Origin of the sequence: Bacillus sp. FSL R5-0422 (genome assembly GCF_038610765.1) — a bacterium.
GTDB classification, from domain to species: Bacteria; Bacillota; Bacilli; order Bacillales; family Bacillaceae; genus Bacillus; species Bacillus pumilus_O.
Map to the genome: position 1 here is coordinate 1,465,095 of NZ_CP152014.1, position 13,187 is coordinate 1,478,281.

12 protein-coding genes are annotated in these 13,187 nt (G+C 43.5%); 11 read left to right on the forward strand and 1 reads right to left on the reverse strand.

Translation table 11 applies throughout. The annotated features are described in order from the left end of the window. Nucleotides 1–7 precede the first annotated feature (7 nt). The 4 genes from cysC to MKX52_RS07385 all read left to right on the forward strand — a co-directional run bounded on the left by cysC (nucleotide 8) and on the right by MKX52_RS07385 (nucleotide 2,731). Nucleotides 8–601 (forward strand): adenylyl-sulfate kinase, encoded by a 594-nt coding sequence (cysC, locus tag MKX52_RS07370; RefSeq protein ID WP_012009905.1) that lies wholly within the window; start codon nucleotides 8–10, stop codon nucleotides 599–601. Nucleotides 602–630: 29 nt separating this feature from the next. Beyond that, nucleotides 631–1,386 (forward strand): uroporphyrinogen-III C-methyltransferase, encoded by a 756-nt coding sequence (cobA, locus tag MKX52_RS07375; RefSeq protein WP_119124826.1) that lies wholly within the window; start codon nucleotides 631–633, stop codon nucleotides 1,384–1,386. Between the two features lie 75 nt (nucleotides 1,387–1,461). After that, a complete protein-coding gene (locus MKX52_RS07380; RefSeq protein WP_088001503.1) occupies nucleotides 1,462–2,247 on the forward strand; it encodes a sirohydrochlorin chelatase in 786 nt (261 codons plus the stop codon). After that, nucleotides 2,228–2,731: a bifunctional precorrin-2 dehydrogenase/sirohydrochlorin ferrochelatase gene (locus MKX52_RS07385; protein WP_012009908.1), complete on the forward strand. Its 504-nt coding sequence runs from the start codon at nucleotides 2,228–2,230 to the stop codon at nucleotides 2,729–2,731. Before MKX52_RS07380 ends, MKX52_RS07385 begins: the two co-directional genes overlap by 20 nt. A 30-nt stretch (nucleotides 2,732–2,761) precedes the next feature. Here the strand turns inward: MKX52_RS07385 and MKX52_RS07390 are convergent, their stop codons facing one another. Then, nucleotides 2,762–4,471 (reverse strand): NFACT RNA binding domain-containing protein, encoded by a 1,710-nt coding sequence (locus MKX52_RS07390; protein WP_342491734.1) that lies wholly within the window; start codon nucleotides 4,469–4,471, stop codon nucleotides 2,762–2,764. Nucleotides 4,472–4,635: 164 nt separating this feature from the next. Here MKX52_RS07390 and MKX52_RS07395 point away from each other — a divergent pair, with 164 nt between their 5' ends. The 7 genes from MKX52_RS07395 to priA all read left to right on the forward strand — a co-directional run bounded on the left by MKX52_RS07395 (nucleotide 4,636) and on the right by priA (nucleotide 13,187). Further along, nucleotides 4,636–7,311 carry a calcium-translocating P-type ATPase, SERCA-type gene (locus MKX52_RS07395; RefSeq protein WP_119124830.1) on the forward strand — a complete coding sequence of 892 codons (2,676 nt, stop codon included), beginning with the start codon at nucleotides 4,636–4,638 and terminating at the stop codon, nucleotides 7,309–7,311. 83 nt (nucleotides 7,312–7,394) lie between these two features. Next, nucleotides 7,395–8,270: a YicC/YloC family endoribonuclease gene (locus MKX52_RS07400; protein ID WP_342491735.1), complete on the forward strand. Its 876-nt coding sequence runs from the start codon at nucleotides 7,395–7,397 to the stop codon at nucleotides 8,268–8,270. Between the two features lie 76 nt (nucleotides 8,271–8,346). Beyond that, nucleotides 8,347–8,616 (forward strand): extracellular matrix/biofilm regulator RemA, encoded by a 270-nt coding sequence (gene remA / locus MKX52_RS07405; RefSeq protein ID WP_008344898.1) that lies wholly within the window; start codon nucleotides 8,347–8,349, stop codon nucleotides 8,614–8,616. 9 nt (nucleotides 8,617–8,625) lie between these two features. After that, the gene (gene gmk, locus MKX52_RS07410; RefSeq protein WP_003212381.1) at nucleotides 8,626–9,240 is read left to right on the forward strand and encodes a guanylate kinase; all 615 of its coding nucleotides are present in this window, start codon (nucleotides 8,626–8,628) and stop codon (nucleotides 9,238–9,240) included. A gap of 3 nt (nucleotides 9,241–9,243) precedes the next feature. Continuing rightward, complete coding sequence (rpoZ, locus tag MKX52_RS07415; RefSeq protein ID WP_003211647.1) at nucleotides 9,244–9,447, forward strand: DNA-directed RNA polymerase subunit omega; 204 nt, start codon at nucleotides 9,244–9,246, stop codon at nucleotides 9,445–9,447. Nucleotides 9,448–9,564: 117 nt separating this feature from the next. Next, a complete protein-coding gene (gene coaBC / locus MKX52_RS07420; RefSeq protein ID WP_342491736.1) occupies nucleotides 9,565–10,782 on the forward strand; it encodes a bifunctional phosphopantothenoylcysteine decarboxylase/phosphopantothenate--cysteine ligase CoaBC in 1,218 nt (405 codons plus the stop codon). After that, complete coding sequence (gene priA / locus MKX52_RS07425; protein WP_342491737.1) at nucleotides 10,779–13,187, forward strand: primosomal protein N'; 2,409 nt, start codon at nucleotides 10,779–10,781, stop codon at nucleotides 13,185–13,187. The genes coaBC and priA overlap by 4 nt, the downstream gene beginning before the upstream one ends.

Genomic DNA, 13,187 nt, shown 5'->3' on the forward strand with positions numbered 1-13,187 from the left:
GTATGGCATGAGCAACGAACATATCGTGTGGCATGATTCATCTATTACAAAAAATGAATATCAACAGAAAAACAATCATAAAAGCGGCATTATTTGGCTCACAGGTCTAAGTGGATCAGGTAAATCAACAATTGCAAATGCAGCGGCTAGAGAGCTGTTTGAACAAGGTTATCAAGTGACCGTTCTTGATGGTGATAATGTGCGGCATGGATTGAATAAAGATTTAGGGTTTTCAGATGATGACAGAAAAGAGAACATCCGCCGCATCGGAGAAGTGGCGAAATTGTTTGTTGAGCAAGGAACGATAGTTATCACGGCTTTTATTTCTCCATTTCAAGAAGACCGCCGCATTGTCAGACAGTTAGTGGAAGCAGGGGAATTTCACGAAGTGTTTGTGAAATGTGATTTGAACGTATGCGAAGAACGTGATCCAAAGGGGTTATATAAAAAAGCTAGAAATGGCGAAATTCCATTTTTCACCGGAATTGATTCACCATATGAAGAGCCAGCAGCACCTGAGCTCGTTCTAGATACAGGTGAATTATCGCGTGAAGAGTCCAAACAACGTCTTGTTGATTATGTAAAAGAAAAAGCGAAATAATCGCCTGATGGCAGGGGGAGAAAAGCACGATGGGGAAAGTATACATTGTGGGGGCTGGACCTGGGGATCCAGACTTAATTACATTAAAAGCCCATAAGGCAATACAGCAGGCAGATGTCATTTTATATGATCGTCTTGTCAATCAAGAAATACTCGCCCACGCCAAACCCGAGGCGGAATTAATTTATTGCGGAAAGCTGCCGAATCATCATACGATGAGACAGGAAGCCATTAATGAAGCCCTTGTCACCCATGCAAAAGAAGGGAATGTTGTCGTCCGGCTGAAAGGCGGCGATCCCTTTGTATTTGGACGCGGCGGTGAAGAAATTGAATGCTTAGCTGAGCATGGAATTCCATATGAAGTTGTCCCAGGAATTACTTCTGGCATTGCAGCAGCAGCTTATGCAGGCATTCCCGTAACCCACCGTGAATTCAGCTCGAATGTTGCGTTTGTCACGGGTCACTATCAAAAAGATGAGCATTTTGAAGAAAAGTGGGAAGCGCTGGCTACGGGGATTGATACCCTTGTGATTTACATGGGCGTCAAAAACGTAGAAAGAGTGCAGCAGCTTCTGATAAAAAATGGACGCGATCCTGCAACGCCAGCAGCGTTTATACACTGGGGAACCACGACGAGGCAAAAGACGACTTGTTGCACTGTAGCGACACTGTCTGAAACTGTTGAAAAAGAAGGCATCGAGCATCCAAGTTTAATCGTGGTTGGGGATGTCGTTCATTTTCACCAAAAGCTGAACTGGTTTGAACCTGCTCTCATTGAGAAATGAGAATAATAAAGAAGAGACACGTACATTGATCGTGTCTTTTCGTCTGAACAAAACAAAGTGAGAGGGAGGAGTCACATGAAACAAGCTGTCCTTTATGTTGGGCATGGAAGCAGGGTAAAAGAAGCACAAGATAAAGCCATTTCTTTTATGAAAAGCTGTATGCCATTAGTAGAAGCCGATATACAAGAGATTTGTTTTTTAGAACTGACAGCCCCTTCTATAGAAGAAGGTTTTGAAGCTTGTGTGAAAAAAGGAGCGACACACATTGCGATCGTCCCGCTCCTCCTTTTAACTGCTATGCATGCTAAATCAGATATTCCAGTTGAGATTGAGAAAGTACAAAAACGACACCCGCTAGTGAAGGTCACATACGGAAAACCAATCGGGGTCAACCAAGAAGTGACAAAAGCAGTTGCTGCAAGAATTGAAGAAGCAGGATATCAAGGCGAGAAAGCACGGATTCTTTTAATTGGCCGTGGAAGCTCTGATCCAGATGTGAAGCGGGATGTGTTTGGCATTGCGGACGATGTCAGGCGCCTGCTGCCTCTTGCAGAAGTCCTGCCATGTTTTATTACAGCATGTGAACCAAATTACCGCGATGTTCTGGCGCAATTAACAGTAGATGATGATGCGCCTGTTTATCTTGTTCCTTACCTGTTGTTTACGGGTATTTTAATGAAAGAGATTGAAAATGAAGCGGCTCAGGCGAGAGAGAGACTGAAAGATGTCCGGGTATGCCGGTATATTGGTTTTCATCCGCATGTGAAAGCAGCTTATATTGAACGTGTGCAAGAAACCATTTTAAACAAAGACGATGAGTTTCAATTCCAAGGAGAAAGCCATGCTTCCAGTCCATCTTGATTTAACCAATCAACAAGTGCTCATTGCCGGCGGTGGAAAAATAGCGGCAAGAAGGGCAGAGGCGCTATGTATAGAGCCTTGCCATATCACCATCGTGAGTCCTGACATTTCTAAAGAGATGGCACGTCTCATTGATACATACAACCTGAATTGGAAAGAAAAGAAAGTGGATGCTGAAGATTTAAAGGATGCTTTTTTCATTGTCGCTGCTACAAATGATCCGGCGGTAAATGAATGGATTGCCCAAACAGCAAGGCCCCATCAGCTTGTGAATTGTGTGAGCCAATCAGAACTTGGCAATGTGATCGTGCCAAAGGTGGTCAAAGCAGGGAGAGTGACGATTTCAGTCTCTACAAGCGGTGCGAGCCCAGCTCGGACAAAACAGCTGGCTGCGGAAATTGAGACATTGCTTGAACAAGAGGATGTAGATGCACTTGACGCTCTCTATATCGAAAGAAAAAAACAACAAAGAAAAAGCCGATAAAATCTCCTTAAAAGATTTTATCGGCTATTATTATTTTCGGAGCTTTAGAACCACATCTTCGTCAGGGGTGACAAACAATGTTTGCTGTTGATCATATGTCACAAAACCGGGCTTGGCTCCATTTGGTTTTTTCACATGCCGGATTTTCGTGTAATCGACAGGTACGGAGCTCGACTCTTTTGCCTTCGAGAAGTAGGCAGCGATTTGAGCCGCTTCAAGCAGCGTCTGTTCATCAGGCGTTTGATGACGGATGACGACGTGTGATCCAGGAATATCTTTCGTGTGCAGCCAAATATCGTCACGGGCAGCCGCTTTTGTGGTTAAATATTCGTTTTGTTTGTTGTTTTTTCCGACCAAGATCGGAATCCCTTGAGACGATTCATACGATTCGAGCTGAATCGCCGCCGTTTTTTTCTTTTTGGCGTTACGCTTTTGTTTGGCGCGTAAATATTTCCCCTCAACAAGCTCTTCTCTCATTTCCTCTAAATCTTTCGGTGAGGCAGAGGACAGCTGCTGAATCAACTCATCAAAATAAGCAATCTCTTCATGCGTCCGCTCAATTTGTTCATTGACCGCTTCTACTGCATTTTTTGCCTTTTGATATTTTGTGAAATATGCTTGCGCATTTTCAGAAGGGGTTTTGTTTGTTTTGAGCGGTATCGTGATTTCTCCGCCATCTTCATCGTAATAATTGATGACAGTCGCCTCTTTATCCCCTTTTTTGATGGCATATAAATTGGCTGTTAGCAATTCGCCATAGAGCTGATATTTATGGGCATTTTGAGATTCCTCAAGGGTTCTGTTCAGTTTTTTGAGCTTGTTTTCATTTTTCTTTTTTTCATTTACGACAAACCGTTCAAGGTCAGACGCTTGTTGTTTCACTCTGTCTCTTTCAGCTTTGCCGAAATAAAAGCGGTCAAGCAGCTGACTGAGAGAGTCGAATGTTTTCATTTCACCATCGATATGCTGTAGTTCTAATAAATAGAAATATTCTTTCCCATCTTTTCTTGTGAGCTGCGGAGTAAAGGAATGCATGCGAATAAGCTGGAACATGTCGAGCAATGTATTTGGAATGGTTTCCTGATTGGCAAGACCTGCCCTGTGTACAGCTTCCTTTGCAAACAGCGGAGAAACCCCAGAGAATGTATCGACAATTTGTTTTGCGATCATTCCTTCTTGGAAGCGTAAATGTTTTAAAATATCGTCCTTCGTTACTGCAAACGGATTTAATTTTTGCTGAGCAGGCGGCAGAAGGTATTCGTGACCAGGAAGCACTGTCCGGTAGCTGTTCACAGATGGAGAAAGATGCTTCAGGCCATCGATGATCTGCTGCGTATTATCTTCGACAAGAATCAAATTACTATGTCTTCCCATGATTTCAATGTAGAGCTTTCGGGTCTGTTCGTCGCCAATTTCATTGCGGCTTCGTACATGAAGTACGATCACTCGGTCAAATCCAATTTGTTCGAAACGTTCAATGAATCCGCCCTCAAGATGTTTTCTAAGGAGCATACAAAACATTGGGGGTTCGCTAGGATTGTCATATTGCTGCTCTGTGAGCTGCACTCTAGCGTAGCTCGGGTGAGCGGATAAAAGGAGCTTATGATTCTTTCCGTTTGCTCGGATATGAAAAATCAACTCGTGCTTATATGGCTGATGGATTTTTGAAATTCTACCGCCAGTTAATGTCTCTTGCAATTCATTTGTCATACCATATGTAAAAATGCCGTCAAATGACATGTTGGATACACCCTCTTCTTTCACACAAATCTACTGAAAGAACCTTCCATTTCTCGTTCTTTAGGCAGTCTCATTATTATAGCATGATTTAGGACGAGTCTGAATAAACTGGCTTATAGAACACTGCATATGAGAGAGAACAAAAGAGGAGTGGACGAGGTCAAATGAATTGGCATGAACTGAACCAAACCGATTTATTAAAAACAATGAATACATCGATAGGTGACGGACTGTCAGAAAAAGATGTACAAAAACGGCTTGAAAAACACGGGCCAAATGAATTGCAAGAAGGGAAAAAGGCTTCGGCTCTGATCATTTTTTTAGCGCAATTTAAAGATTTTATGGTGTTAATCTTGCTTGCAGCAACGATCATTTCTGCTTTTCTAGGTGAATACATTGATGCAGTAGCCATTGTAGCGATTGTTCTCATTAATGGAGTGCTCGGCTTTTATCAAGAGCGCCGGGCGGAAAAATCCCTTCAAGCGCTAAAGGAATTATCAACCCCGCATGTGTATGCAAGGAGAAATAATGAATGGATCAAGATCCCGTCTAAACATCTTGTGCCAGGGGATATTGTGAAATTTTCAAGTGGAGACCGAATTGGGGCGGATATTAGATTACTAGAAACAAAGAGCCTGGAAATCGAGGAGTCTGCTCTCACTGGCGAATCCATCCCAGCAGTCAAACACGCAAGTCCGCTTTCTAGCAACCATGTCTCGCTTGGTGATTTGACGAACATGGCCTTTATGGGGACGCTTGTCACTAGAGGAAGCGGCGTGGGCGTTGTCATTGGGACAGGGATGAATACAGCGATGGGACAAATTGCTGGCATGCTGGATGCAGCAGGGAATATGGAAACACCGCTGCAAAGACGTCTCGAACAGCTTGGGAAAATCCTCATTGTCGTTGCTTTATTTTTAACGGTGCTCGTTGTTGTTCTTGGCGTTGTTCAAGGACATGATTTGTATCATATGTTCCTGGCGGGAGTATCACTTGCAGTTGCTGCCATTCCTGAAGGCCTACCTGCGATTGTCACCGTCGCACTTTCACTAGGCGTGCAGCGGATGATCAAACAAAAATCGATTGTCAGAAAACTCCCGGCGGTGGAGACTCTTGGCTGTGCGTCGATCATTTGTTCAGATAAAACAGGAACCATGACGCAAAATAAAATGACTGTGACCCATGTATGGGCAGAGGGCAAAACGTGGAATATTTCTGGTACGGGCTATGAGCCATCTGGTGATTTCACCTTGAACGGAGAACTTGTCCATGTCGACAAACATCCAAGCCTGCAAAAGGTGTTATTATATGGGGCGCTTTGTAATACATCGACCATCGTTGAAAAAGATGGCGAAATGAGGCTTGATGGTGATCCGACAGAGGGGGCACTTCTCACCGCAGCACGTAAAGCGGGTTTTACAGAGCAATTCATCGAAGCAGGATTTCACGTGGTAGAAGAGTTTCCTTTTGATTCAGAAAGAAAGATGATGTCAGTCGTCGTCGAAACGAATCAAAAAGAGCGGTACGTCATTGCAAAAGGTGCACCTGATGTCCTAATGAACCGTTCCAGCCATATCATGCACGGCGGCCGTACAGCGTCATTTTCAACCACTCATAGGCAAGAAACAGAGGCTGCGATTCAAAGTTTAGCAAGACAAGCGCTCAGAACGATCGCCATTGCGTATAAAAAAGTTGGTCTGACCGAAACCATCACCTCTGTCCAGCAGGCTGAAACTGATTTAACATTTATCGGGCTAGAAGGCATGATCGATCCCCCTCGTCCTGAAGTGAGACGAGCGATTAAAGAGTGCAGGGATGCGGGTATAAAAACAGTCATGATTACAGGAGATCACGTGGAAACAGCCAAAGCGATTGCGAAAGACTTGAGCCTTTTACCAAAGCAAGGAAAGGTGCTCGACGGAAAAGCGCTGGATCAGATGAGTGACAAAGAGCTTGAGCAAACGGCTGAAAATGTATACGTCTTTGCACGGGTATCACCGGAGCATAAGCTGAGAATTGTGAAGGCCTATCAAAAAAATGGACATATTGTAGCGATGACAGGTGACGGGGTCAATGATGCGCCTGCAATTAAACAAGCAGATATCGGTATCTCTATGGGCATCACTGGAACAGACGTAGCCAAGGAAGCGTCCTCTCTTATTTTACTTGATGACAACTTTGCGACCATTAAATCGGCTATTAAAGAAGGCCGAAATATTTATGAAAACATCCGTAAGTTTGTCCGTTATTTGCTCGCATCAAATGTGGGGGAAATTTTGGTTATGCTGTTTGCGATGCTTCTAGCGCTTCCGCTTCCTCTCGTTCCTATTCAAATTTTATGGGTCAACCTCGTCACAGATGGTCTCCCGGCGATGGCGCTTGGCATGGATAAGCCAGAAGGCGATGTCATGAAAAGGAAGCCGAGGAATATGAAAGAGGGGATTTTTGCTAGAGGACTCGGCTGGAAGGTTGTATCTAGAGGGTTCCTCATTGGACTTGCGACCCTTTTAGCATTTATGTTTGTGTATCACCGTGATCCAAACAATCTGCCATATGCGCAGACTGTTGCATTTAGTACGCTTGTGTTGGCGCAGCTCATTCATGTATTTGACTGCCGCAGTGAACGATCCATCTTTGAGCGGAATCCATTCGGGAATCTTTACTTAATCGGTGCGGTTTTGTCATCACTTTTATTGATGTTTGTGGTCATTTATTATCCGCCGCTACAGCCGATTTTCAAAACGGTGGCGATTGCACCAATTGATTGGCTATTGATCATCGGTATGTCTGCACTGCCAACTTTTTTACTGGCAGGATCACTTTTGACAAGAAAAAAATAATTCGTTATGGTATAATTTTGAGGTAATAGTGTCTGCTATTACCTTTTTCATTTTATTAATATGAAAGAATTGGGTGTTTTGACATGATACGCAGTATGACGGGATTCGGTCAAGCGAGTAAAACGGATGGAGAACTGACAGTGTCAGTTGAGCTAAAATCGGTCAATCACCGTTTTAAAGAGGTTCATGCCCGTTTGCCGAGGCCGCTTTTATATTTCGAAGACACATTAAAAAAAATCATTCTTCGTCACGTGCAGCGTGGTAGAATTGAGCTGTTTGTTACGATTGAAGGCGGTAAACTAGCAAGCCGGTCCTTGCAGATCGACTGGTCGCTGCTTGATGAATACATGAAAGCCGCAAAAGATCTCGAGAAGCGCTATCACATTTCAGGCATTCAGAATGCACATGACTTACTTGGGCTAGAGCATGCCGTTCAAGTAGAAGAATCCGCCAGCCGAAATGAGCAATTAGAGCAATTGCTGATGGAAGCTTGTGAAACGGCTGTCAAGGAGCTTTGTTTCATGAGAGAGCAGGAGGGGACATCACTTCAAAAAGACTGTGAGCTGAGGCTTTCTGAATTAGAAGCCTATACAGAAGAAATCAAAGTCTTTGCACCAGAGGTTGTGAGTCAGTATAAAGACAGGCTCAATCAGCGTTTGCAAGAGTGGGTTGGAGAGGCGCTTGACGAAAGTAGATTGACAACAGAAGCTGCGATCTTTGCTGACCGGTGTGACATTACAGAAGAGATTACGAGATTGAAAAGTCACTTTCAACAATTCCAGCAAATCTTGATGCAAGGCGGTGCTGCCGGAAGAAAACTTGATTTTCTTGTACAGGAGCTCAACCGTGAAGTGAACACCATTGGCTCAAAAGCGAACCATCATCATTTAACTAAGCTCGTGGTTGAAATGAAAAGTGCTATTGAAAAAATAAAAGAACAAGTGCAAAATATAGAATAGTCATTGTGTATGCTGTTTACAGTACGTCTCTTTCGGCGATACTAGAGACGTTTATAATACAGGGGGACGTTAGAAGATGACCATAAAGTTGATCAATATCGGATTTGGAAACATCATTTCAGCGAATCGGATGATTTCGATCGTCAGTCCGGAATCAGCACCGATTAAACGAATGATACAAGACGCAAGAGATCGAGGCATGCTCATAGATGCTACATACGGAAGAAGAACCCGTGCTGTTGTCATTATGGACAGTGACCATGTCATCTTATCTGCCGTTCAGCCTGAGACTGTCGCGCAAAGACTTTCTGTAAAAGAAGAAATCATAGATGAAGGGCAGGGGTAATACGCCATTATGAAAGAAAGAGGACTTTTAATCGTTCTCTCTGGACCTTCGGGAGTTGGAAAAGGAACGGTCAGACAGGCCATTTTCTCCCAGGAAGATACGAAATTTGAATACTCTATTTCTGTGACAACACGTAAACCGCGTGAAGGTGAAAGAAATGGTGTCGATTATTTCTTTAAATCCAGGGAAGAATTTGAACATATGATTGAAAACAAAAAACTGTTAGAATGGGCAGAGTATGTCGGGAATTACTACGGCACGCCTGTTGACTATGTAGAACAGACATTAAGCGAAGGAAAAGATGTTTTCCTTGAAATCGAAGTGCAAGGTGCACTTCAAGTAAGAGAAGCATTTCCAGAAGGTCTTTTTATTTTCCTTGCACCGCCTAGTCTTTCAGAACTTCAGAACCGCATCATTACGCGTGGTACAGAGTCTGAGGAGCTCATTCGAAATCGAATGGCTGCTGCTAAAGAAGAGATTGAAATGATGGATGCTTACGACTATGTCGTCGAAAACGATGATGTCGAGCTTGCTTGTGAAAGAATCAAAGCGATCGTCCTTGCAGAACACTTGCGCAGAGACAGAGTCGCACCAAGATATAAAAAAATGCTGGGGGTAGAATAAACCATGTTAGATCCTTCAATTGACTCATTGATGAACAAACTTGATTCAAAATATACACTTGTAACAGTATCTGCACGCCGTGCACGTGAAATGCAGATCCACCAAGATCAGCAAATCGAAAATACGAAGTCTTACAAATTTGTAGGCAAAGCACTTGAAGAAATCGATGCCGGTCTTTTGACATTTGAAAAAGAGGATCAAGAATAACACATCGCTTCTGCTATGCAGATACGATACGTTCAAAAAAGTCAAAACTATGATTGGTTTTGACTTTTTTGAATTGTAGACGAATTTGTGAAAAAGGCCGTTAAGGGGGACAAACTAATGTTACAGTCAAAAAATATTTTGCTCGGCGTCAGCGGAGGAATCGCCGTATATAAAGCAGCTGCACTTACTAGTAAACTCGTACAGGCGGGCACAAATGTAAGAGTCATTATGACGGAGTCTGCTCGTGAGTTTGTGTCTCCGCTTACCTTCCAAGCTCTGTCTCGACACGAGGTGTATGTGGATACATTTAAAGAAAACAATCCAAAAGTCATAGCGCATATTGATGTAGCTGACTGGGCCGATCTCATTCTAGTTGCCCCTGCAACAGCACATACGATTGGTAAAATGGCGGCAGGGCTTGCAGATGATATGCTCACGACGACCTTACTTGCTTCAACCGCTCCTGTATGGATTGCACCAGCGATGAATGTGCATATGTATGATCACCCAGCTGTGAAGCGGAACATTCGCACATTATATGAGGACGGCTACCGTTTTATTGAACCGAGTGAAGGATATTTAGCGTGTGGCTACATTGGAAAAGGGCGATTAGAGGAGCCTGAAAAAATCGTAGAGCACATCCGTGCATTTTTTGAAGAGCCAAAAAGCTTACCGCTCTCAGGTAAAAAAGTCGTGGTGACAGCAGGTCCTACTAGAGAAGTCATCGATCCTGTGCGTTTCTTTACAAATCGATCGTCAGGAAAAATGGGCTATGCGATTGCAGAGGCTGCGCAGCAGATGGGGGCAGATGTCACGCTCATTTCAGGACCTGTTTCTTTAACTGAACCTGATCATGTCCATGTGGTGCACGTTGAATCGGCAGAGGACATGTATCAAGCCGCATTAGCTGAGTATGAGGAAGCGGACCTTGTCATTAAATCAGCAGCCGTCGCCGACTATACCCCCGTGACCTCATATCCACATAAAATGAAAAAACAGGACGGCGCCTTAGAGATAGAATTCACTCGGACTAAAGATATTTTAAAAGAGCTGGGGAAAAGAAAAGAGCATCAAGTGCTTGTCGGTTTTGCAGCTGAAACGCAGGATGTAGAATATTATGCGAAAAAGAAAATCGAATCTAAGCATTTAGATATGATTGTGGCCAACAACGTCACAAAAGAAGGTGCAGGATTTGCGACAGACACAAATGTAGCAGCCATCATCAAAGCAGATGGTACAACAAAAGAACTGCCGATGATGAGCAAAAAAGACCTCGCTTTTGAAATCTTAAAGGAGGCAAAACAGCTGTTGCCAAAAGAGCGTGATCGAGCATGATTGCTGAAGTCATCGTAGATGTCACGACCAAAGCCATTGATCGGCCATTCGATTACCGTGTACCAGATCGATTCAAAGATCTCGTCAAAACGGGAATGAGGGTGGTCGTTCCCTTTGGCCCGAGGAAGATTCAAGGGTTTGTGACAAAAGTCAAAGAAGAAACAGACGTAAAAACAGGAAGCATAAAGGACATTGTCGATTTATTTGATTTATCACCTGTTCTGACAGATGAGCTATTGGAGCTTTCCCACTGGCTGACGGAAAAAACATTGTCCTATCACATTACGGCACTTCAATCGATGTTGCCTGCAGCCATGAAGGCGAAGTATGAAAAAGAAATTCAAGTGCTGTCAGATGAAGAACTTCCGCAGTCATTGAAAGAGCTTTTCGGTCAGCGAGATAGCATTCTTTACGCTGACATTCCAGCTGAACAACTAAAACAGATTCAAAAGCATGTCCAAAAAGGGCATCTAGAGGTAAGGTATCACGTCTCGCAAAAATCTGGAAAGAAAAAAGTGCGCATGCTCCAACTAGCAGCTTCGAAAGATAAGCTTGAAGAAAAGCAGCAGCAGCTGAAGAAAAATGCGGTCAAACAAAAGGCACTGCTCTCCTTCTTGCTTCAAGCGAGTGAGACGACCTTTTTAGCGAAATACTTGCAGCAACAAACAGGCGCGAGTTCTCAAACGCTTAAAACCTTGATTCAAGAAGGACTGTTAATAGAAAGCTATGAAGAGGTCTACCGCGATCCTTATCGGGACCGGGCGTTTACACCTTCTGCCTCACTTGACCTCATGCCTGAACAAGCAGAAGCGGCAAAACATATTCATCAAGCAGTCAGTGATGACCGGCACGAGACCTTTCTGCTGCACGGGGTAACAGGAAGCGGTAAAACGGAAATATACTTGCAGACGATTGATCATGCTCTTCAAAAAGGAAAAGAAGCGATCGTTCTTGTTCCAGAAATCTCGTTAACCCCTCAAATGGTTCAACGGTTTAAAGAACGATTTGGTTCAAATGTGGCTGTCCTTCATAGCGGCTTATCGACAGGGGAAAAATATGATGAATGGCGGAAAATCCACCGCAAAGAAGTCAAGCTTGTTGTGGGCGCGAGATCGGCAGTTTTCGCACCATTTGAAAATCTAGGCATGATTATCATAGATGAAGAGCATGAATCTTCTTATAAACAAGAGGAAATGCCCCGTTATCATGCCAAGGACGTCGCCATTGAACGAGCCAAAAGGCATCAATGTCCAGTCGTTTTAGGCAGTGCAACCCCTTCACTTGAAACGTACGCGCGTGCCAAAAAAGGTGTGTTTACACTGCTCACGCTTAAGCACCGAGTCAACCAGCAGAAGCTGCCGCACGTTTCGTTAATTGATATGAGAGAAGAATTGAGAAATGGTAACAGATCTATGTTTTCAGAAGAATTAATGCTCAGATTAAAGGAAGTGCTTGAAAGAAAAGAACAAGCTGTCTTATTTCTGAATAAAAGGGGCTATTCATCCTTTGTGATGTGCCGTGATTGCGGATATGTGGAGCAATGTCCTCATTGCGAAATTTCTCTTACCTATCACCGCTATCAAAAACGTCTGAAATGCCATTATTGCGGTCACGAAGCACCAGTGCCAGAAGAATGTCCAGAATGCCATAGTGAGCATATTCGCTATTTTGGTACGGGTACGCAGCGTGTAGAAGAAGAGCTGACAAAAGTACTGCCAGAGGCAAGAGTCATTCGAATGGATGTGGATACAACGTCTCGTAAAGGTGCTCACGAAAAACTCCTTACATCTTTTGGAAATAAAGAAGCGGACATCTTGCTCGGGACGCAGATGATTGCAAAAGGGTTAGATTTCCCAGATGTCACACTTGTTGGAGTTCTAAGTGCGGATACGTCTCTTCATATTCCTGATTTCCGTTCAAGTGAAAAAACATTTCAGTTGCTCACGCAGGTCAGCGGCAGGGCAGGACGACATGAAAAAGCGGGCTCTGTCATCATTCAATCGTATACGCCTTCTCACTATAGTATTGAATTAACGAAGCAGCATGACTACGAAGCCTTTTATGAACAGGAGATGCTGCATCGCCGCCACCAGTCTTATCCGCCGTATTACTTTTTGGCGATGGTGACTGTATCACATGAGGAAGTGACAAAGGCAGCGCATGTCACGGATCAAATTGTTCAGTTTCTAAAAATGAACTGTGCACCGAATACAAGAATCCTTGGTCCGGCTGCATCACCAATCGCTAAGATCAAAGATAGATATCGATATCAATGCGTGATAAAATACAAAAGGGAAAATGAACTGGCAAGTTTACTACGGAAAATACAAGATCATTATCAAAAGGAAATGGAACAAAAACAATTGATGATTTCAATAGATATGAATCCATATATGATGATGTAA

Excerpts from the sequence above, each read along its gene's own strand:
- cysC (WP_012009905.1), top strand. The coding sequence starts at position 8 with ATGAGCAACGAACATATCGTGTGGCATGATTCATCTATTACAAAAAAT.
- cobA (WP_119124826.1), top strand. The coding sequence starts at position 631 with ATGGGGAAAGTATACATTGTGGGGGCTGGACCTGGGGATCCAGACTTA.
- MKX52_RS07380 (WP_088001503.1), top strand. The coding sequence starts at position 1,462 with ATGAAACAAGCTGTCCTTTATGTTGGGCATGGAAGCAGGGTAAAAGAA.
- MKX52_RS07385 (WP_012009908.1), top strand. The coding sequence starts at position 2,228 with ATGCTTCCAGTCCATCTTGATTTAACCAATCAACAAGTGCTCATTGCC.
- MKX52_RS07390 (WP_342491734.1), bottom strand. The coding sequence starts at position 4,471 with ATGTCATTTGACGGCATTTTTACATATGGTATGACAAATGAATTGCAA.
- MKX52_RS07395 (WP_119124830.1), top strand. The coding sequence starts at position 4,636 with ATGAATTGGCATGAACTGAACCAAACCGATTTATTAAAAACAATGAAT.
- MKX52_RS07400 (WP_342491735.1), top strand. The coding sequence starts at position 7,395 with ATGATACGCAGTATGACGGGATTCGGTCAAGCGAGTAAAACGGATGGA.
- remA (WP_008344898.1), top strand. The coding sequence starts at position 8,347 with ATGACCATAAAGTTGATCAATATCGGATTTGGAAACATCATTTCAGCG.
- gmk (WP_003212381.1), top strand. The coding sequence starts at position 8,626 with ATGAAAGAAAGAGGACTTTTAATCGTTCTCTCTGGACCTTCGGGAGTT.
- rpoZ (WP_003211647.1), top strand. The coding sequence starts at position 9,244 with ATGTTAGATCCTTCAATTGACTCATTGATGAACAAACTTGATTCAAAA.
- coaBC (WP_342491736.1), top strand. The coding sequence starts at position 9,565 with ATGTTACAGTCAAAAAATATTTTGCTCGGCGTCAGCGGAGGAATCGCC.
- priA (WP_342491737.1), top strand. The coding sequence starts at position 10,779 with ATGATTGCTGAAGTCATCGTAGATGTCACGACCAAAGCCATTGATCGG.